Source organism: Metabacillus idriensis, assembly GCF_009674765.1.
GTDB classification, from domain to species: Bacteria; Bacillota; Bacilli; order Bacillales; family Bacillaceae; genus Bacillus_P; species Bacillus_P idriensis.
The window spans coordinates 41,739-60,871 of record NZ_WKKF01000004.1 but is presented as its reverse complement, the minus strand read 5'-3'; the positions used below and the strand labels follow the sequence as shown (position 1 = coordinate 60,871).

Genomic DNA, 19,133 nt, shown 5'->3' with positions numbered 1-19,133 from the left:
TGATTGATCCTATGGATCATCAGTGCTGTTTTGTGCAGAGTTTATTTCTTAATCATTCTCACCATATAAAAAATGAAGCACTTCTTTTATTCTAAAATTAAGCCTTTTATTATTAAGGCAGCATGAATGGAGTGAACATACTATGGAACCTTTTATCAGAAGCGACCAATACAACTATATTAAGGCGCAGACACAGCTGCTTGTGAATGGATATGGTACGGTTAATGACCCGAACGTGTTAAATGCCTTAAAATCTCTTGCACAGGAAAGGACATTAACATTATTTGACGAAATTAAACCTGAACAAATTGATTTGCTGTCACCCATAAATGCAGTCAAAGATAAGTCTGATGCGGATGTCTTTCTTTTGCGTTTGAAACCATTTGTCATCCCGTTTAAACATGTAACCGAGCAAACGATAAAAAAGCTGTTTCCAAAAGCTAAGAAAATAAAGGCTCCTTCTTCATTAGAAGCACTGGATTTCACGGAAATTTCATACTTAAGCTGGCATGATAAAGGATCTGGCAAACAATATATAATAGCCCCTCAATCCAATAAACTCATGGGCCTGCAAGGCACGTTCAGCAGCATCCATCAAAAAGGCATTTGCACAATCTGCAACAGGTTTGAAGAGGTAGGTATGTTTACTGCAGAAATTAAAGGAGCCGAACCTGGAACTTTCATTAAACGCGGAAATTATATTTGCCAGAACCCTCATACATGCAACCAAAATATCACTACAATGACGAAGTTAAATGAATTTTTGGCATGGATGAAAAATAGCACGCTGAAGGGCCGGATATCTGAATAAATATACAGAAAGGGGCTGTCCAGAAAGTCTGTTTTCGCATAATTAATGTTTTGGAATATTAATGTTGTCCGTTCCTTTCCGCTCCAGGAACTTATAGTTTGTAACATGGAGTCTAAAAATAACAAAGTTATGAAAAGACCCCCATAGAAAAAAGCAGAAAGGAAATAACAGTAATTTTTCCTGCCTGCTTCATTTTTGAGACTTATTGGACAATCCTTTTCTTACGTTAAATGTTAATTTGTAGACTTCAGCGCAATCAGCTGATAAGTCAGAATGGTTTTAGAATCAGAAAGCTCAAGTTTTTTGATCAGAGCCTGTCCGCTAACGTCCCCTTCTTTTGTTTTTCTGACTTCAACGGGAATCTCCAGCGGATAAATGCGATAGCCCTCTTTCTCGAGAGAAAATAGATTCTCTTCTAGTCGGTTTTCTCTCCCTTTTGTCACGATCATCGTGTTCAATTCTAAAGGCATACCCATCTCCATCACTCCTTTTTCATATATCGTTATTTTAACATATTCATTCGGCTCAAACCCCCGATTTTATTGCTTTTTCATCCAGGAAGTCAGCTCTCTTACTACTTTCCGGTTAACGGCAGGAGGAAAGTAATGTGTATATTCCTCAAAATACATCGTATCTGCGCTTTTTCCAAGTTCACCGAGTCTTTTTTCAAGCAGGTAAGCATGTTCGACTGATACATTTTGATCATGAGCACCATGAATAATAAGAATTGGAGCCTTTAATGAATCCAGATTATACAGCGGAGTTCTCCACTTATATCTTTCAGGATATTTTGAAGGTGTCCCTCCTATCACCCGCTTCATCATTCTCCGTAAATCCTCCCGCTCCTCATATGTAAGGGCCATATCAGAAACGCCGCCCCATGTAACGACTGAACGGACGTCCGGGTCTAAGATTCCTGCAAAAAGCGCCATCACTCCTCCCCTTGAAAATCCGAAGACATGTATTCGTTCCTGATCAACTTTAGGATGTTTTTTTAAAAGAGTGAGCGCATGCAGAGCATCGTATCTGTCATCTCCCGCGAAATCTTCGTTTCCTTCTCCCCCTTGATTCCCCCGGTAAAACGGAGCCATCACCACAAAGCCTTCTGAAGCAAATTGTACAATTCGTCCCGCTCTGACTTTGCCGACATTTTTAATGCCGCCTCTTAAATATAGAAAACCGTCATATTTTCCTTCTTTCTCAGGTTCAGCAAGAAGTCCCTTTACCTTAAGCCCTTCTGATAAATAGGTGACGAGCTGCAGTCTGATTTTAGGATTAGGCGACGGCAGCAGCTGACGCTCGATAATTGAACCATTCTCCATTTTCTTGCACCTCGCAAAATCATTTATAGGCATTCACATATTTTTTTCGCTCTCATACATTATTCTAGGCGTTACAAAACTGGATACTCATTTTAATATTTTTTGATGGTGTCTGTCACCAAGGAGGATTTTATATGAAAAAAAGTCTCATCGGTTTTGCGGTACTCGCTCTTCTTATTTTTACACTAAGTGCGTGCAATCAAAACAAGCCTGAAAAAATCAGGTTGGCTGAAGTTACCCATTCCATTTTTTACGCACCATTGTATGCGGCAATGTCTGAAGGTTTTTTTGAAGAAGAAGGTCTTGATGTTGAGCTTACAACAACATGGGGCGGAGATAAAACAATGACAGCTCTTCTCTCAGATGGTGCGGATATTGCACTTGTCGGCTCTGAAACGTCGATTTACGTTTCTGCTCAAGGCTCTAAAGATCCCGTAATCAATTTTGCCCAGCTTACACAAACGGACGGAACCTTTTTAGTCTCGAGAGAAAAAATCGAGAATTTCAGCTGGGATCAGCTGAAAGGCAGCACTTTCCTTGGCCAGCGGAAAGGCGGAATGCCCCAGATGGTTGGAGAATTCGTCTTAAAGGAGCACGGTATTGATCCGCAAAATGATTTAAATCTGATTCAAAATATTGATTTTGCCAATATTCCGAGCGCCTTTGCTTCAGGAACCGGCGATTTTGTCCAGCTTTTTGAGCCTACAGCAAGCATTTTTGAAAAAGAAGGAACCGGTCACATTGTGGCATCATTCGGGAATGAATCAGGAAAAGTTCCTTATACAACATTTATGGCAAAAGAAAGCTTCTTAAAAGAGGATTCAGAAGCAGCAGAAAAATTCACAAAAGCCATTTATAAAGCTCAGCAATGGGTGGAAGAAAACAGCGCTGAAACCATTGCAAAGACTATTGCCCCGCAATTTAAAGATACAGACCTTGAGCTTATCACAACAGTAGTCGAACGCTATAAAGAGCAGGGATCTTTTGCGACTGATCCAATCCTTGATGAGGCAGAATGGACGAATCTTCAAAACATCATGGAAGAAGCGAACGAATTGCCTGAACGCATTGAGCACGGAACACTGGTTAATACGAAGTTCGCAGAAGACGCTGCAAAGTAAGGAGGTTTCAGCATGTCTTTCTTGACGGTCCAGCATATCCACCATATGTACTTTACAAAAGAATCAGCAACTCTTGCATTAGAGGATATTGATTTACAAGTAGAGGAAGGAGAATTCATCTCCTTTCTTGGCCCAAGCGGATGCGGCAAAACTACATTGCTGTCCATTATCGCGGGCCTGATCTCACCTACAAAAGGCAGCATTTTAATGGAAGGCAGACCGGTCAAACATGACACATCTGCCATTGGATACATGCTGCAGCAGGATTACCTTTTCCCGTGGAAAACAATTGAAGAAAACATTCTGCTCGGATTAAAAATCGGCGGCAGCATGTCAGCTGATGCGATAAAGAAAAGCCTTTCTCTGCTGAAAGATATGGGACTTGAGAATGTCGAGAAGAAATATCCGCGCCAGCTTTCAGGCGGTATGAGGCAGCGTGCAGCTCTGGTCAGAACGCTCTCAACGAATCCTAAGCTTCTCATGCTTGATGAACCATTTTCTGCGCTGGATTATCAAACAAAGCTTAAGCTCGAAGACCTTGTTTGGAGCACATTGAAGGATTTCAGGAAAACGGCCCTGCTTGTCACACATGATATCGGTGAAGCCATCGCTATGAGTGACCGCATCTTTCTTCTTTCCACAAAACCCGGCAGAATCGCTCAAATCTTTCAAGTTCCAGAAGAATTAAAAAACATGACACCATTTACAGCGAGACAGCATCCCTCCTTTACAGACCTGTTTCAGCACATTTGGAAGGAGCTGGATCAGCTTGATGGAAAAGAATGAATTAAACAGACTGCATCAATCCTATTTAAAAGGCTTGAAAAAAGAGAAAAACTGGGTAAGGTTTTATCAGCTTCTTATCTTTATCACGTTTTTCTCCCTTTGGGAAATAGCAGGGAATAGAGAATGGATTGATCCTCTGCTCTTCAGTTATCCTTCTAAAATATGGAACCTGTTTTTAGTAAAGATAGCTGACGGGTCTCTTTTATCAAACTTGAGCGTCACCTTATTTGAAACCGTTCTTGGCTTTATAATCGGCACCCTGTCCGGTACTGTGCTTGCAGCTGTTCTATGGTGGTCTAAGCGGCTGTCAAACATTCTTGATCCTTACTTGGTCATTTTAAATGCAATGCCAAAGGTAGCGCTCGGACCTATTTTAATTGTTGCTCTTGGACCGGGTTATTTCTCTATCATTGCAATGGGTGCCATTATCTCTATCATTATAACAACGATCGTAGTTTATACGGCATTCCGAGAAATGGATTCCAATTATCTGAAGGTTCTTCAAATATTTGGCGCCTCGAAATGGCAAATGTTCAAAGAAGCCGTACTGCCTGCATCGTTTCCAACCATCATATCTACCCTTAAAGTCAATGTAGGACTCTCATGGGTTGGAGTCATTGTAGGAGAATTCCTGGTATCCGCAAAAGGCTTGGGCTACATGATCATTTACGGCTTTCAGGTCTTCAACTTTACGCTTGTCCTCCTCTCGCTTATCATCATTGCCTGCTTTGCAACCATTATGTATCAGGCCGTTGAACTGCTGGAGAGAAAGCTGGTTAAGGATGATGAATAGCAAATACGGTCTTAATTGACCGTATTTTTGTTTTGTCAGTCTAAATAGTCCCTATGCCATTTTCATTATTCATCTCTAGTCTATTTGGCATTTGCTAGAATTGATAGAAAATGATAAAATTTAACAGAAAGTTCCGATTATTATACCTCTGTCTCTGGCCTTAACATTTGTTTCTTAAGAAATGATAGGAGGGGTTGTAATGGAAAAGTCTATTAAATTGATCCCGTACAAAGTTGACAATCATCTTGTAGAGGCTCAGCAAATCCCGGAAGGCGTGGATATGATTCAAGCCCCCGCATTATGGAGCAAAGGATTTAAAGGCAAAGATGTGTTGATTGCAGTAATTGATACAGGATGTGACACACAGCATCCGGATTTAGAGGGCAGAGTAATCGGCGGCCGCAACTTTACTGATGATGATAATGGAGAGCCTGACGTATTTACAGATTACAGCGGCCACGGAACTCACGTAGCCGGTACGATTGCTGCCGTAAATGCGGAATCAGGTGTAATTGGTGTTGCACCTGAAGCTAAGCTGCTTATTTTAAAAGCACTTGCGGGAGAAGAAGGATCAGGTGCCTATGAGTGGATTATCAACGCCATTGAATATGCCATTTCAGAAAAGGCTGATATCATTTCAATGTCTCTCGGCGGACCATCCGATGTGCCTGAGCTTCATGAAGTGATACAAAAAGCTGTACAAAACCAAATTCTCGTTGTGTGTTCAGCAGGCAATGAAGGAGACGGCAACAGCAAAACATCGGAATTTTCGTACCCCGGCTGCTACAATGAAGTCATTTCAGTCGGAGCTATCAGCCTCCAAAGAAAATCTTCTTACTTTACTAATTCAAATAATGAAATAGACGCCGTGGCACCTGGTGAGAAAATCATATCTACCATTCCCGGCGGAAAATATGCCGTATTCAGCGGAACATCCATGTCCGCACCGCATGTTTCAGGCGCTCTTGCGTTAGTCAAGAAGCTTGCTGAGAGTGAATTCGAAAGAAAGCTTTCAGAACCGGAAATCTATGCCCAGCTGATGAAACGCACGATACCTCTCGGCTTTCCTAAGAGTCTTGAAGGAAACGGCTTAATCTACTTGACGGCTCCAGACCTGCTGGCTGATTTTCTTAAAAAAGAAAATATTGCTTCATCAATTGGAGTATAAGCAAATTTATAAAGGCTTTCGGGTATCCGAAAGCCTTTTTATTATTTATCATTTATTCCTTTATAAGGAACTCCGTTCATTTTTGCAGCAGAATAAAAATTTGCGTGATCGCTGTTAAATCTTCTGTCACGAAGAAAGATAAGTTCTTCTCCATCTTTGAATAAAAACTTTACCTGCCAGTTAACCGCCGCGTCATCAGAATCTTCCGTGATAATTTCTTTAACATCCTTCCACTTATAGCTTGTTTCAGAAAAGGACCATGGACTGCTGAACTTAATTTCATCGTAGGTCACTACTTTATAGTGATCTGTGCCAAGTCCAATCCCGATAAACCCAATAATGGCCAGAGGCAATGCAGCCTTCCATAGTTTTTTCTGATTTAAATACATCAAAAAACTGGCAAGAGCAATTATTCCAATTGAGATTCCATACATATACAGCACAAGCTTAGGCGTTTGGATCGTGGCAGTATTCATCGTGTGAAATAAAATGTTATGTATGGTATACGGAACAATCAGGATGACAAAAAAACTTGAGACTGCTAATAACAAAGAAACGGCAATCCAAATGTATCTAGGTTCACTGTGTGACATATTATTTATCCCCCTAATTTCATCTGCTCTACTTCATATTACTATATTTTCCATTGGGGTTGTTTTATTTTCAGATAAAAAAAATCCCGGCATTCATTTGCCGGGATTCACTAAATATACTCTGCTGTAACTTTCATCAAGCTCTTAACCAATACTTCATCTTTCATAATAAAACTAAACTTTCGATTTCTCCCTATATCCGAAGGCAGTGAGTCAAATAAGATAGGCCCTTTTGTCTCAAGATAGTCAGTTTGGGGGATAATCTCGCCGATTTCTGCGTAATAAATATTCTTGACGATTGTTTTTTCTTTTCCAAGCACCTTGTATTGTCCCATATACGTTAACTTCGACACAGAGGCCCCTGTTTCTTCTTTGACTTCTCTTACAGCAGCATCATCAGGACTTTCAGATTCTTCGACCTTGCCTCCCGGAAATTCATATCCCCGATCGCGATGAATCGTAAGCAGCCACTGATCTCCGTAACGGCAAATGACCCAAACATGCTTAGGATCTTTTGAGAATGGATATTCCTCAAAAGACAGATGAACTTCATTGTGATAATAATCTTTAAATCGAAACATTTTTCTATCCCTCAATTTCTATGTGTCCATAAAAATCTTATCACAATGAAAGAGTTTGTATAAGACCTATTGTTGTTCTTCAATCTTTTTTAAAATTCCCTGTGAGCGAATATGATTCTTGGCTTCTTCGTCTCCAAGCTGATAAATCATTTCATAAATTTTATAATTTGTTTGATCAATCGCATCATTTTCCCTATCATAATGATATTCTAAGTACGGAACATGGGCTCTGAAAAATCCCTGCCAGTCAGATGAATACACCTGATCAAAATACTCTCTGAGCGATGTAATTTCTTCTTCTGTCGCTTCAATCTTATAATCCCACGGAGCTTCTGTGCTCAGCTGTGATATTTCACCGTTCGCAACCGTTACATAATAAGTTTGCTTCGTATCTGACATTTCTTTAAGCACCCCTTTACTTGTCCATTGTTTATTTTTTTCCTATTCATGAACAAATTATTCGGCACTCATTTTTTAAACAATTGCTCAATAAACTCTAAAGTCCGGATCAAAAATCTAGGGACAGACAGCTTGACATGATGAGCGTTTCTCAATATGCGCAGAGCTTCGAAAACAATATAGAAACAAATCGTTCCATCACGCAGAATGTAATTCGTATTAAGTACAAGATCAATCAAATTTGCAACGGCCACAACAGAAATGATGATAACTTTTGCACCAAGCCTAGAAGCCGAATTTTTCAGCAAATTCGCGGTATTAGTAAGAGCGTCAGCCAAAATAAAAGTTAAAAACTCGATTAACATTAATGATAGCAGGATTAAAAAAATTTCATGAAGCTCGCCAATGATAAAGGTTAGCACAGTGAAATAGATGGAGGTAAGCATAAGCAAGCCCATTTCCAGACGAGACATGTTCTTGCCTTCCTTTCTAAAAGAATAAATTCCATATATTCTATGTTTTCAATCTCACCTTGCTCTAGCAGTTATCCCATCATTAAAGAAATGTGCTATTTTCAAGCACCCAAAAGACCGGTTCATGTACTATGAACCGGTCTTTTGGGTGCTCAGGGAAATTCTTAGAGAACAACTTCTTGAGATTGGGCATGGAAAATCTACTAGTTATGTGGATCTAAAACGCACTTTAGTTTTATTGAAAAACGAAAAAGACTGCCCTGCGGCAGCCTTATTTCCCCAAGAATGATTTCAGCATCCAGTTATGCTTCTCCAGACTTTGGTGAATAGCAAGGAGCATGTCACCTGTTGTTTCATCGCCGACCTCATCTGCAAGATCCATGCCTTCTTTTAGTTCATCGGCAACTTTTGAAAAGTCGTCATAGACGGTTTGCACCATTTGCTCTGCTGTTTCTTTCCCTTCTGCTTCACTTACTGTGGAGAGTTCGAGACATTCTTTCAGCGTTGCTACAGGTGCTCCTTCAAGTGCCAATAGACGTTCTGCAAGTTCATCGATATGAACGTGCGCTTCATTGTATAGCTCTTCAAATTTTTCATGCAGAGTAAAGAAATTCTGTCCCTTTACATACCAGTGATAATTATGTAATTTTTCATATAAAACAGTCCAGTTTGCTACTTGTTTATTAACGGTTTGAACTAATTTTTCAGACATTTACAATCTCCTCCTTGTGTACTTATAAATTACCCCTTTTAAGAAAAAATAAAACAAATTCATATCAGATTTCTGATACAATTAATGGTATACAGGGGGAGATTTTCACATGTTTTATATCTTTGCAATCTGCATTCTCATCATTATTATCGTGCTTCTTCTCAGTGTTCTGACTACCTCAAAAGCGTATAAATACGAGCATAAAATTGATCCTCTCCATAATGATGATCAAACACCGGAAATAGAATCCAAACAAAATAACAGAGAGAACGTCTGACAAATTCAGACGTTTTTTATTTATTTTTTTTCACTTTTCGTAAACCTTGTTGCTTTTAGACTAAATGTTTAAAACCTTAAGTGAATTGTGGCGGATAAACTTGACACCTGCGGGAAATAGAGGGAAATCGGCGATCCCCCAGGCCGAGCCGAGGAGGCTCCCAGCCGGACCGCTGAAAGCAAAGAACAACATTTATAATCGAGTACAACAATCTATGAGAAAACAGCCATTTTATTAGAGTACTATGCCAAAAGGACGTACATTTCGACAAAATTACTTAACATGATAAAAAATAAACCTTCATCATTGCATTCTAAAAGTCACTATGTTTTTTCAAATTCTGTAAAACGGAAAATAGTCTTATATCAATAGACTTATTCAGGCACTTCAATAGCAAAAATCATGTCGAATAATAATCATTTCCCTTCTACTTTTTATAATATAATGAAAATTAAGAAAACAAAGGGGGTTACAAATAATGACATTAAAAAAAGGTATTTTTGCAGGCATCTTGACTACTGCGCTGTGTGCTTCTGCCGTATTTGGGGGAGCTGCGCAAACTGGACAGGCTCAGTCAGTTGAGAACAAATACATAGTTATTTTCAAAAACGAGACTAATCTACCATCCGGGTATAAAGACTTAGTAGAAGACGCTGGGGGAAAAATAACAGACACACTTGAACGTGTTGGAGCAGTAGAAGTGACTTCAGCCAATCCTGAATTTTTAAAAGAAGTCAAAAAATCCTCCCAGATTGCTGAAGCTGGCATTCAGAACAAATTGTACCCTGAAACGCCTGCAGTTGAAGCTGAATACACGTTACAGGAAGCTGAAGCAGCAAATGCAGATCTGTATGAGTCGCTTCAATGGGATATTAAGCAGGTAACAGGCAACGGTGACTCATGGAAACTTCCTGGAGGTACAGGAAAAGCAGCCAATGGCAAAGATATTGTAGTAGGAGTAATTGATACAGGGATCGATTATAACCACCCCGATTTAAAAGCCAACTATGCCTACGGAAAATCTTTTGTCCCTGGTTATCCAGATGCTATGGATGAAAACAGCCATGGCACGCATGTAGCGGGTTCAATTGCAGCTAAAGGGAGAACAATGGGTGTCGGCCCTGATTTAAAAGTAGCTGCATACCGTGTGTTTGGGCCAACAGGAGGAGCTGAAACAGCTCATATCGCTGAAGCGCTTATGACGGCTGCGGATGATAATGTAGATGTAGTGAACATGTCTTTGGGCGGTTACGACTGGTTCCAGAACCCTGAGTATGCTACAAAAGATATCGTTGCTGATGTTCGGCTATTTAACCGTGCCATTAAGTATGCAATTCAAAAAGGAGTAACAGTTGTAGGCTCTGCCGGCAACAACGCAGTAGATATCAGCAGCCCAGGCAAATTGTCAGGTGATGATAATGGTGCTACTCACAGAAGCCCAAGCAGTCAAAGTATGATTCGCGTTTCAGCTGGCGGCCAGCTTAAAAACTTGGCTTTCTATTCTAACTATGGCGTTGGGAAAATTGATGTAATTGCTCCAGGCGGAGATTTAGGACCTAATTATAATCCAGCTACTGGAGCAGGCAGAGATAATACTTATTTATGTTTAGCAACCATTCCTGGAGGAGGTTACGGCTATAAAGGCGGAACATCAATGGCCGCACCTAAAACAGCTGCTCTGGCAGGAATTATCATTGCAAAGCATGGAAAAGACAAGCTCTCTCCTGCACAAGTAAAGCATATTGTTCAATCTTCATCGATCGATTTGTTTAAAAGTGGATATGACGGCGAAGCAGGACATGGATTAATCAATGCGGTAAATGCTCTAAAATAAGACTAAAACCAGCAGGAATTTAAATTCCTGCTGGTTTTTTTATCAATATTCTTCGTAAACATAAGGTTCCTTCGGCTGTTCGATTTTTTCGATTGATTGAATATCCACACTTGGAAGAACCCAGTCCTGGTATTTAACGCTTTTGATGATCCCGGAGACTTTCACCCATTCATCCTGCTGATATTTTTCTCCATCGTCAATCGAAGCAAGCGTTCCATAGACAGATGCATCGGCAACACAGCACGATAATCCGAATCTTGCTACCACAAATTGATCTTCTTTAAAGCCATCTTCCCGATAAACAAACCCGAGCATTTCTACTTCTTTCCCGGCAAACTTCTCCGGATTTTCATCCATTATATTTGTCATGGCAATATAATTCTCTTCTGTTAGAACGATTTTTTTCATCTTCAGCATTTTTGCTTCCAGCTCTTTGTAGAACTCTTCCGGAGGAGCCTGAATTTGGAATCCGTCCGGATGTTCAAGCGGAACATCGGGACTGGATTCCGGGGATTGAGATTTTTCCTCCACCCTTTCTTCAAGCTGCTGCATATATTCATCAGGATCCTGCAGATAAAGATCGGCTAAGTCCTCATCCATTGGTGCTTCTTCATTTTTAGCCGTTTCTTGAGATTGGCTTAAGCCCGTTTTAAAACCGCGTTTTGCTGCAATCGAACTGTCCAAAACTACATCCGGGAAAACAAAACCGGTGACAACCGGGAAAATAAACATAGCGTATATAATGATCGATTGAATCGGCGAGCTTTTTCCTGAATGATCAAAACCGCAATTGCAGTATATTTCTTCTTCATTTTTACTGCCGCTTCTCCAAATCTGGACAACTCCAAGCAGCAAAAAGGTGATCACTGCAAAATAGATAAACGGCAGCATGCGGGGAGCTATGAAATTTTGAATATCTCCCGTTATGATCAGCTTAAAGAGGAGCATTGTAAACCCCATTAAGATAATTCCGCGCAGGTAGAGGTGAAAACGGTAATCTCTTTGCTTTTCCATTTCTTAAGGACTCCTTCTTTTATAAAATAAATTGCTGATAAACTATGACGGACACATAAACGGCTGCCGTTACGATTCCAATAAACGCTGCCACGAATTTCACTCTGAAAAAAGCAAATAGCATAATCGTATTCTTTAAATCTACCATAGGACCATAAACTAGAAAGGCAAGCAGCGATCCAGCAGTGAACGTTCCTCCGAATGAAGCAGCAACAAACGCATCGGCTTCTGAACATAGCGAGAGAATATAGGCGAATGCCATCATAATTGCTGGTGACAAAAAGTCACTGGAGCCTAGTTCGGCTAATAGAGATCTGTCTAAGAAGGTTTGAAAAACACTGGCGATAAATGCACCCAAAATCAAATATTTCCCCATTTCGAAAAATTCATCACTTGCATGGTAAAGTGTTTCCTTAAATTTATTTACACCTTTGACAGACTCTGCCTCGGCACTTCTTCCTGCCAATTCTTCTCTTGTCCACTTCAGCTGATCGCGGTTTTTAAATAACAAATACACAGCGAATCCAACCAATATGGAAACGACGAACGCAAGTCCCATCCTTCCATATACAATTTCTTTCGAAGACTGAAATGCATAGTATGTAGAAGCAAAGACGACGGGATTTAAAATTGGAGCGGCAACTAAAAAGACAATTCCTACATGCAGCGGCATACCCTTTTTGATTAAACGTCTGACAATCGGGACAATCGCACACTCACAAACTGGAAAAATAATGCCGAGCAAGGCGGCCGGAAATAGAGCAATAATTGCGTTCTTTGGCAAAAACCGCTGAATCATTTCCTCAGATACAAACGATTGAATGAGTGCCGAAACAAAAACGCCAAGCAAAATAAACGGGATTGCCTCAAGCACGATACTTAAGAAAATGGTATTCAAGTTGAGAAATGCTTTTGGGGCATCAATCTGTAAATCCCCGAAATCTATGAAAATAAAAAGATAAATAAACAATCCTATTAATACAAGAGCAAACGACTCCTTTACAATAGAAGAGGCTGGTTTTTTCATCTTAAAACTCCAATCTGTTTTTTCTTCTAGCAATATATCTTACTGGTGTTGTCGTTGAATTATGCAATATAGTGACAAGTCTGCTCATATAGATTTGGAAAAATCATTCGTAATAGCTTCCTTGACCCTCTTTTTAAATCATTTTTAATTGCCGTTATCTATCTTTGTACAGTATACTCTCTATTATTGAGGCACTTGAGAGGAGATCATCCATGATTAGAGAGATTACATTACCGCCGAAAAAAGAGAGACATAGACTCTTCGGATCTGTTGAACCAGGTTTAAAAACAAAACCAACCGAAAAAGACAAAATGCCTGATTTGCAAAATTCTAAAAAAAATTTTCTTTTTCATATAAATGCAGTTGGAATCAGCAACGTGAAATACCCTGTTCATATCCTATCTTCATTAAGTCCAATGGAGCAGACGACTGTTGCTTCATTTAAAATGACATCATCCATTTCTTATGAAGCGAAAGGCACAAACATGAGCCGCTTTACAGAACAGCTTGAGAAGTACCGCTTAAATGGAGGATTCACACTTTCATTAAACGAGCTTTATGATTTTACTAAAGAGCTTGCAGAGCGCCTTAAACAAAAGGATGCCGAAATTGAAGTCACCTTCCCATGGTTTTATGAGAGAAAAGGACCAAGCTCTGAGCTTGCAGGCTTAAACCATGCAACGGCAGGCTTAAAAATTAAGTATGAAGAAGATAAAGGGTTTACTTCCAGTGCAAAGCTTACTTGTGCAGTCACAACTCTTTGTCCGTGCTCAAAAGAAATCAGTGAATACAGTGCGCATAATCAACGGGGATTTATCACAATGGATGTTGAATTTACAGAAAACTTCCGTGAAGAGCAGGACTGGAAAGAAGCACTGCTTGCTGCGGCAGAAACAAACGCAAGTGCCATGATCCACCCCGTCCTAAAGCGTCCTGATGAAAAAATGGTAACCGAAACAGCCTATGAAAATCCGCGTTTTGTCGAAGATATGGTGCGGTTAGTCGCAGCAGACCTTTACGAGCTGGATTTTGTGGCAGCTTTTCGTGTCGAATGCCGAAATGAAGAATCCATTCATCTTCATGATGCTGTTGCAGAGCTTTCTTATCGAAAATAAGAAAAGCGGAACCGCCCGTTTAGCGCAGGCATGACAGATAAGAAATCACCCGAGTTTGACTTTTTGGGTGATTTTGTTCTGGCCGAGGAGCCTGAGCGGTGGAGCTAGACAGAGAAGCGCAAAACATATAATTTCTGATACTTTAAAAAAAGCGGGGGACGCCATATCCCCCGCTTTTTTTCTCTACCAGCTTGCTTTCTTCACTCCTGGAAGCTGTCCTTTGTGGGCATATTCTCTAAATGCAATTCTTGAAAGGTTAAACTTCCGCATGTATCCTCTTGGTCTTCCGGTGATTGCACAGCGATTCTTCAAGCGTGCCGGCGAGGAATCACGCGGCAGGTTTCTTAAAGCCACTAAATCTCCTTCCGCTTTCAGATGCAGTCTTAGTTCTCTATATTTTTCAACCATTTCCTGACGTTTTAATTCTTTCATAACCTTTGCTTTCCTTGCCAATTTCCTCTTCCTTTCACTAAATGAATTAAATCGTAATTATTACTATTTGTATAATAAACCATCTTTCCTCAAAAAACAAATTCTCTGGTTTTGTTTTCTTCATTTGGTGATATATATAATGGGATACATTTTCGGCCTGTGAAAATTCAGAAAATATTTGCATGAATGATCGATTGCAAGTATACTTTAGTTGAGAATGATTATCGTAATCATTTATATCGAGGTGAGTTTTTCTAAATGAAACCAACAATGCATGGAGCTGCTGACTCAAGAAAAAACGAATTAATTGAACAGCTGCTTGATATGGGGATATATAGAACCGCAGAAGGCCAGCTTTATGAGCTTTGCGAAACCGAGCTTGAAAAAGAATTCAGCGAAAAAATGCAGCGGAAGGAGATAACCTGATGAGAATTAAAAAGAAATCATTTAAAGAACTGGTTGAAGAAAATAAACAAACCATCTTGAATGATAAAATTTTGCTTGATAAGGTGTACGAGAAAATCGATTCAAAGCAGAGTGTAAAGAAATAGGCCATTCGACAGCACATGAAAAAAGCCGCTAATAGCGGCTTTTTTGCATGATTTATTTTCTTATGGAAATACAACAGTCTTGTTTTCATAAACAAGGACCTTATCATCTAAGTGCCAGCCTACTGCTCTTGATAGAACAAGTTTCTCGACATCTCTTCCAATTCTTTTTAAATCCTTAATTTGGTAGCGGTGACTCACCCGCTCAACATCCTGTTCAATAATCGGGCCTTGATCAAGCTCTTCAGTAACATAGTGCGCTGTAGCACCAATGATTTTTACACCGCGGTCATATGCCTGATTGTACGGTTTACCGCCGACGAATGCCGGAAGAAACGAATGATGAATATTGATGATTTGGTTTTTATATTGTTCAATCATTACAGGCGGAATGATTTGCATATAACGAGCAAGAACGACTGTATCCACATTGGCTTCTTCAAGTAATGAAAGATGGCGTTCAGCTGCTTCCTCCCTTGTATCCTTTGTTGCAGGAACATGATGATACGGAATGCCGTATGGCTTCACAATTTCTCTCATGTCCTCATGATTGCTGACGACCATTGAGATATCCGCAGACAGCTCCCCAAGCCGGAAACGCTGAAGAAGATCCTGCAGACAATGATCTTCTTTAGAAACAAAAATGGCTATTTTCTTTTTCTCGCTGGCACAGGACATGCGCCATTTCATTTGAAAAGGTGCTGCGGTTTGTTCAAACCTGGTTCTGAGTTCATTTATATGATCTTCAATGCCATGAAGCTGAAATTCAATCCTCATAAAAAAAAGACCGCCGACCGGATCGGTTGAGTGCTGATCTGAATGGATAATATTTGCCCCCTCATCTGCCAGAAACCTTGATACCGCGGCGACAATTCCCGGACGGTCCTCACATGAAATCAATAGTCTTCCTATCATTCTGAATCCTCCTAAGTCCGTTTGTATTTGTTGAACGGACACCTGTATAAGCAATGAAAACAGTATAACGAATTGATTTCTGTTAAGCAACCGTATTTTACTGCCGGAGCAGCTCTTCACGGCTAAACAGGTTTTTTCTCAATCGCGGCACATACATCATTAAAAAGACAGATCTGCAGAAGCTGAACGCAATAAATGCTGCCCATAAGCCATGATTGCCGTATACGGGCAAAAACGCCCAGAGAAATAGAAGGTAGACAATTAGAGAAAAGATCATTGAATTTCTTACATGAACGACAGATGTTGCACCCGTGAACACGCCATAGATAACCAATCCGGCACAGGCAGACAGAGGATACAGCAGCAGCCAGTCTCCATAATGTGAAGCTAGCTCTGCAACGGCTGGAATTTGCGTAAAAAGCTCGATTGCGCTGTCCTTCACCAAAAAGTATACCACTGTAATCAGCAAAGCGGCATATACAGACCATTGATAGGACAGGGAAAGAATTTTATCAAACCCGTTTCGATCTTTTGCCCCTATCGCCCTTCCGGTTAAAATACTGGAGGCATTGGCAAATCCGTCAAAGAAATAAGCCATGATGTAATGAATTTGAATTAAGATGGCATTTGCTGCAAGTACGTCTGTTCCAAAGGAAGCTCCGTACTTTGTAAATAAATTGAACATGATCAATAAACAGACGGTGCGAAGAAATAAATCCCTGTTCACTGTCATCATTTTCATTAAGGAAGTAATATCTGCCGTTTTCTTTAGATTCGGAAGCCTCAGCAGGTTGCGCTGACTTTTAAGGATATACCCTAAACCAGCTGCAGCCGCGGCTGCTTCAGCAATCAGTGTTGCTGCAGCTACACCTGCAGCATTCCAGGAAAATCCAAAAACAAAAAGCAGGTCAAGAAGAATATTCAGCACATTCATTCCGACTTGCAGATAAAAAGCGAACTTAATTTTTGACAGTCCCATAAGCCAGCCGAGGATCACATAGTTCATTAAAGCAAATGGTGCTCCCCAGATTCTGATCGTAATATAGGTTTGGGCGTGTTCCTGAACTTGCTCCGACGGATCAATGATTGCCATGGCAAGATGTGCGATCGGCTGCTGAAATAGGATGAAGATAATGCCCATAACTCCTGCTGTGATAAACGGTCTTATGAATGACAAAGCAATTGCCTCTTCATCCCTTGACCCATGTGCCTGAGCTGTAAAACCTGATGTACTGACCCTTAAAAAACCAAGCAGCCAGTACATCGTGTTGAAAAGAATCGCTCCAACTGCCACTCCCCCAATATATGCGGGATCAGGAAGCTGCCCTACTACGGCAGTATCCACAGCTCCAATAAGCGGTGTAGTAATTGTTGATGCAATTAAAGGAAGGGCAAGCATAAGATAGGATTTATGATTCATGCCTCGCCTCTCTCCATTCCTGCTTCTGTCAGCTGCTTCGTGTAATGATGCCGTGTTTCCGAAAAGAGTTCATCTGCTGAAAAAGAATCAACAAGTATACCTTCTTTTAAAACAGCCATTCTGTCGCTCATAAACCGGACAGCCGCCATGTCATGAGAAATAAATAAAAAAGACATGCCAAACTCCTCCTTCAGATCCTTCAGCAAGTTCAAAATCTGCGCTTGGACTGAAACATCCAAACTTGAAGTTGGCTCATCGCATATGAGGATTTTAGGCTCTATGCTGATTCCCCGGGCAATGGCCACGCGCTGTCTCTGGCCCCCGCTGAGCTGATGGGGGTAGCGTTCAAGTAGCTGTCCGTTCAGTCCAACCATCTCAAGCAGCCTTAAGGCCATTTTTTTCCGGTCTTTTTTTACGTCGAGTAAAAAGGCAGGAACCGCTTCAGGATAGTTTTCTAGCGGTTCTGCGACAGATTTCCATATTGGCAGTTTTGGATTTAAAGAAGCATGAGGATTTTGAAATACCACTTGAATGTGGCGCCTCACTTTTTTAAGAGCTCTTCCTTTCTGTTCATTCAGGCGGACTCCGTTTAGAATGATCTCTCCTTCATCCGCAGAATCAAGCCCCAATATCAGCTTGGCAAGAGTACTTTTCCCGCTGCCGCTTTCTCCTATCAAACCAAGGCATTCACCCTGCCTAATGGTAAAAGAAACATCGGATAGAACGTTATGAGTACGGTAAGACTTCGTGATATTGCTGACTGTCAGCATTTGCATCCTCTCCCTTCAAGCTGCATGCATGGCAAGCAGACCTATGATGTTCTCCCGCTTCCTGAAAAGCCGGGAATGAGCTGCATTCCGGCATTACTTCCGGGCAGCGGAGAGCAAATGGACAGCCGGATTCAGCTGCAAGTCCAGGTTCGCCCCCTATAAAGGGCAATCTTTTTGGGATACTGCCTGAAAGTTTAGGTCTTGTGCTCAACAGAAGTTTTGTATATGGGTGCGCAGGCTCGCAAGCGATCCTTTCCGTCGGCCCATGCTCGACAATACGTCCTCCGTACATAATCACGATCCGGTCAGTTCTTTTCAGCAAATGATTCAAATTATGTGAAATAAGAAGGACTGCACAGTTCAGCTCTTTTTGCAGTTCAGCCAGCAGATGGAGGACGTTTTCACCCGTCAGGACATCAAGTGCAGTTGTCGGCTCATCCGCAATAATCAAAGAAGGCTTCATCATCAACGAAGCTGCAAGTGCCGCTCTCTGAAGCTGCCCCCCGCTGAGCTGGTGCGGATAGCTTCGAAATGCTCTTTTAGCCGGCAGCTTCACCCTTTCCAGCCATAGGAGAGCTTCCTCTTTCGCATTTTCTTTTCCTATTTTTCTGTGAGATACTATCGCTTCAACGAGCTGCTTTCCTATTTTAATGAATGGAGTAAAGCTTCCTTGATAATTTTGAAAAATATAGGCAATCTCTTTTCCCCGTATTTTTCTTTTATCTTTTTCATGCATGGCTGTCATTTCGTTTCCTGAAAAAAGAATACTGCCTTCTGAGATCCCGATATTAGGAGGAAGAAGTCCAAGTACAGCCGCTGCTGTCATACTCTTCCCGCTTCCGCTCTCCCCTGCCAGTCCAACCATTTCTCCTGCCTTCAGCTGAAGATTGATTTCTTTTACAAGGGTGCTGCTCTCGATTCCTTTTCTTTTGTTAAGCGTTACAGAGACGTTGCTTATCGTGAGAAGTGGCGGCATATTTTCCTTATTGCTCATGGCTTATTCACCTCCAGACTTGGAATAA

24 protein-coding genes are annotated in these 19,133 nt (G+C 40.9%); 10 read left to right on the top strand and 14 right to left on the bottom strand.

What is annotated here, in order from left to right:
- Positions 1-142 precede the first annotated feature (142 nt).
- Positions 143-811, top strand: a complete 669-nt coding sequence (locus GJU41_RS14965) for a FusB/FusC family EF-G-binding protein (protein WP_070878781.1) — start codon at positions 143-145, stop codon at positions 809-811.
- Positions 812-1,044: 233 nt separating this feature from the next.
- On the opposite strand, the gene GJU41_RS14960 is transcribed toward GJU41_RS14965, so the two are convergent.
- The gene (locus GJU41_RS14960; protein WP_070878780.1) at positions 1,045-1,287 is read right to left on the bottom strand and encodes a DUF2584 domain-containing protein; all 243 of its coding nucleotides are present in this window, start codon (positions 1,285-1,287) and stop codon (positions 1,045-1,047) included.
- 63 nt (positions 1,288-1,350) lie between these two features.
- Complete coding sequence (locus GJU41_RS14955) at positions 1,351-2,133, bottom strand: alpha/beta hydrolase family protein (RefSeq protein WP_070878779.1); 783 nt, start codon at positions 2,131-2,133, stop codon at positions 1,351-1,353.
- Positions 2,134-2,267: 134 nt separating this feature from the next.
- On the opposite strand from GJU41_RS14955, the gene GJU41_RS14950 reads away from it, so the two are divergent.
- The 4 genes from GJU41_RS14950 to GJU41_RS14935 all read left to right on the top strand — a co-directional run bounded on the left by GJU41_RS14950 (position 2,268) and on the right by GJU41_RS14935 (position 6,001).
- The gene (locus GJU41_RS14950; protein ID WP_070878778.1) at positions 2,268-3,254 is read left to right on the top strand and encodes an ABC transporter substrate-binding protein; all 987 of its coding nucleotides are present in this window, start codon (positions 2,268-2,270) and stop codon (positions 3,252-3,254) included.
- Positions 3,255-3,266: 12 nt separating this feature from the next.
- Positions 3,267-4,040 carry an ABC transporter ATP-binding protein gene (locus GJU41_RS14945; protein ID WP_070878777.1) on the top strand — a complete coding sequence of 258 codons (774 nt, stop codon included), beginning with the start codon at positions 3,267-3,269 and terminating at the stop codon, positions 4,038-4,040.
- A complete protein-coding gene (locus GJU41_RS14940) occupies positions 4,027-4,833 on the top strand; it encodes an ABC transporter permease (RefSeq protein ID WP_154319053.1) in 807 nt (268 codons plus the stop codon). Before GJU41_RS14945 ends, GJU41_RS14940 begins: the two co-directional genes overlap by 14 nt.
- Positions 4,834-5,032: 199 nt before the next feature.
- Complete coding sequence (locus GJU41_RS14935) at positions 5,033-6,001, top strand: S8 family peptidase (protein ID WP_070878775.1); 969 nt, start codon at positions 5,033-5,035, stop codon at positions 5,999-6,001.
- Positions 6,002-6,042: 41 nt separating this feature from the next.
- On the opposite strand, the gene GJU41_RS14930 is transcribed toward GJU41_RS14935, so the two are convergent.
- The 5 genes from GJU41_RS14930 to GJU41_RS14910 all read right to left on the bottom strand — a co-directional run bounded on the left by GJU41_RS14930 (position 6,043) and on the right by GJU41_RS14910 (position 8,759).
- The gene (locus GJU41_RS14930) at positions 6,043-6,594 is read right to left on the bottom strand and encodes a hypothetical protein (protein WP_070878774.1); all 552 of its coding nucleotides are present in this window, start codon (positions 6,592-6,594) and stop codon (positions 6,043-6,045) included.
- A 110-nt stretch (positions 6,595-6,704) separates the two neighbouring features.
- The gene (gene ytkD, locus GJU41_RS14925) at positions 6,705-7,175 is read right to left on the bottom strand and encodes an RNA deprotection pyrophosphohydrolase (protein ID WP_070878773.1); all 471 of its coding nucleotides are present in this window, start codon (positions 7,173-7,175) and stop codon (positions 6,705-6,707) included.
- 66 nt (positions 7,176-7,241) lie between these two features.
- Positions 7,242-7,574, bottom strand: coding sequence for a hydrolase (locus GJU41_RS14920; protein ID WP_070878772.1), 333 nt, complete (start codon positions 7,572-7,574; stop codon positions 7,242-7,244).
- A gap of 68 nt (positions 7,575-7,642) precedes the next feature.
- A complete protein-coding gene (locus GJU41_RS14915) occupies positions 7,643-8,047 on the bottom strand; it encodes a phage holin family protein (protein WP_070878771.1) in 405 nt (134 codons plus the stop codon).
- A gap of 271 nt (positions 8,048-8,318) precedes the next feature.
- Positions 8,319-8,759, bottom strand: a complete 441-nt coding sequence (locus tag GJU41_RS14910) for a Dps family protein (protein ID WP_070878770.1) — start codon at positions 8,757-8,759, stop codon at positions 8,319-8,321.
- A gap of 109 nt (positions 8,760-8,868) precedes the next feature.
- On the opposite strand from GJU41_RS14910, the gene ytzI reads away from it, so the two are divergent.
- Together ytzI and GJU41_RS14900 are read left to right on the top strand one after the other, a co-directional pair.
- A complete protein-coding gene (ytzI, locus tag GJU41_RS14905) occupies positions 8,869-9,036 on the top strand; it encodes a YtzI protein (protein WP_083328339.1) in 168 nt (55 codons plus the stop codon).
- Positions 9,037-9,514: 478 nt separating this feature from the next.
- Complete coding sequence (locus GJU41_RS14900; protein ID WP_070878769.1) at positions 9,515-10,870, top strand: S8 family serine peptidase; 1,356 nt, start codon at positions 9,515-9,517, stop codon at positions 10,868-10,870.
- A gap of 42 nt (positions 10,871-10,912) precedes the next feature.
- Here the strand turns inward: GJU41_RS14900 and GJU41_RS14895 are convergent, their stop codons facing one another.
- Entirely contained in the window at positions 10,913-11,884 is a 972-nt protein-coding gene (locus tag GJU41_RS14895) for a TIGR03943 family putative permease subunit (RefSeq protein ID WP_070878768.1), read from the bottom strand.
- A 19-nt stretch (positions 11,885-11,903) separates the two neighbouring features.
- A complete protein-coding gene (locus GJU41_RS14890; RefSeq protein ID WP_070878767.1) occupies positions 11,904-12,911 on the bottom strand; it encodes a permease in 1,008 nt (335 codons plus the stop codon).
- Positions 12,912-13,123: 212 nt separating this feature from the next.
- Between GJU41_RS14890 and folE2 the strand changes: the two genes are divergently transcribed.
- Complete coding sequence (gene folE2, locus GJU41_RS14885) at positions 13,124-14,026, top strand: GTP cyclohydrolase FolE2 (RefSeq protein ID WP_070878766.1); 903 nt, start codon at positions 13,124-13,126, stop codon at positions 14,024-14,026.
- Between the two features lie 183 nt (positions 14,027-14,209).
- Here folE2 and rpsN read toward each other — a convergent pair whose 3' ends face one another.
- Entirely contained in the window at positions 14,210-14,479 is a 270-nt protein-coding gene (rpsN, locus tag GJU41_RS14880) for a 30S ribosomal protein S14 (RefSeq protein WP_070878765.1), read from the bottom strand.
- A 237-nt stretch (positions 14,480-14,716) separates the two neighbouring features.
- Between rpsN and GJU41_RS14875 the strand changes: the two genes are divergently transcribed.
- Together GJU41_RS14875 and GJU41_RS14870 are read left to right on the top strand one after the other, a co-directional pair.
- Positions 14,717-14,884: a Fur-regulated basic protein FbpA gene (locus GJU41_RS14875; RefSeq protein WP_083328338.1), complete on the top strand. Its 168-nt coding sequence runs from the start codon at positions 14,717-14,719 to the stop codon at positions 14,882-14,884.
- On the top strand, positions 14,884-15,009 hold the full coding sequence (locus GJU41_RS14870) for an FbpB family small basic protein (RefSeq protein ID WP_083328337.1): 126 nt from the start codon (positions 14,884-14,886) through the stop codon (positions 15,007-15,009). Before GJU41_RS14875 ends, GJU41_RS14870 begins: the two co-directional genes overlap by 1 nt.
- A gap of 60 nt (positions 15,010-15,069) precedes the next feature.
- Here the strand turns inward: GJU41_RS14870 and purU are convergent, their stop codons facing one another.
- From purU to GJU41_RS14850, 4 genes are all read right to left on the bottom strand, one after another.
- Positions 15,070-15,921, bottom strand: coding sequence for a formyltetrahydrofolate deformylase (gene purU / locus GJU41_RS14865; RefSeq protein WP_070878764.1), 852 nt, complete (start codon positions 15,919-15,921; stop codon positions 15,070-15,072).
- A gap of 97 nt (positions 15,922-16,018) precedes the next feature.
- Positions 16,019-17,341 carry an MATE family efflux transporter gene (locus GJU41_RS14860; RefSeq protein ID WP_070878763.1) on the bottom strand — a complete coding sequence of 441 codons (1,323 nt, stop codon included), beginning with the start codon at positions 17,339-17,341 and terminating at the stop codon, positions 16,019-16,021.
- The gene (locus tag GJU41_RS14855; protein WP_070878762.1) at positions 17,338-18,117 is read right to left on the bottom strand and encodes an ABC transporter ATP-binding protein; all 780 of its coding nucleotides are present in this window, start codon (positions 18,115-18,117) and stop codon (positions 17,338-17,340) included. The genes GJU41_RS14860 and GJU41_RS14855 overlap by 4 nt, the downstream gene beginning before the upstream one ends.
- On the bottom strand, positions 18,068-19,105 hold the full coding sequence (locus GJU41_RS14850) for an ABC transporter ATP-binding protein (RefSeq protein WP_154319052.1): 1,038 nt from the start codon (positions 19,103-19,105) through the stop codon (positions 18,068-18,070). Before GJU41_RS14850 ends, GJU41_RS14855 begins: the two co-directional genes overlap by 50 nt.
- Positions 19,106-19,133 lie beyond the last annotated feature (28 nt).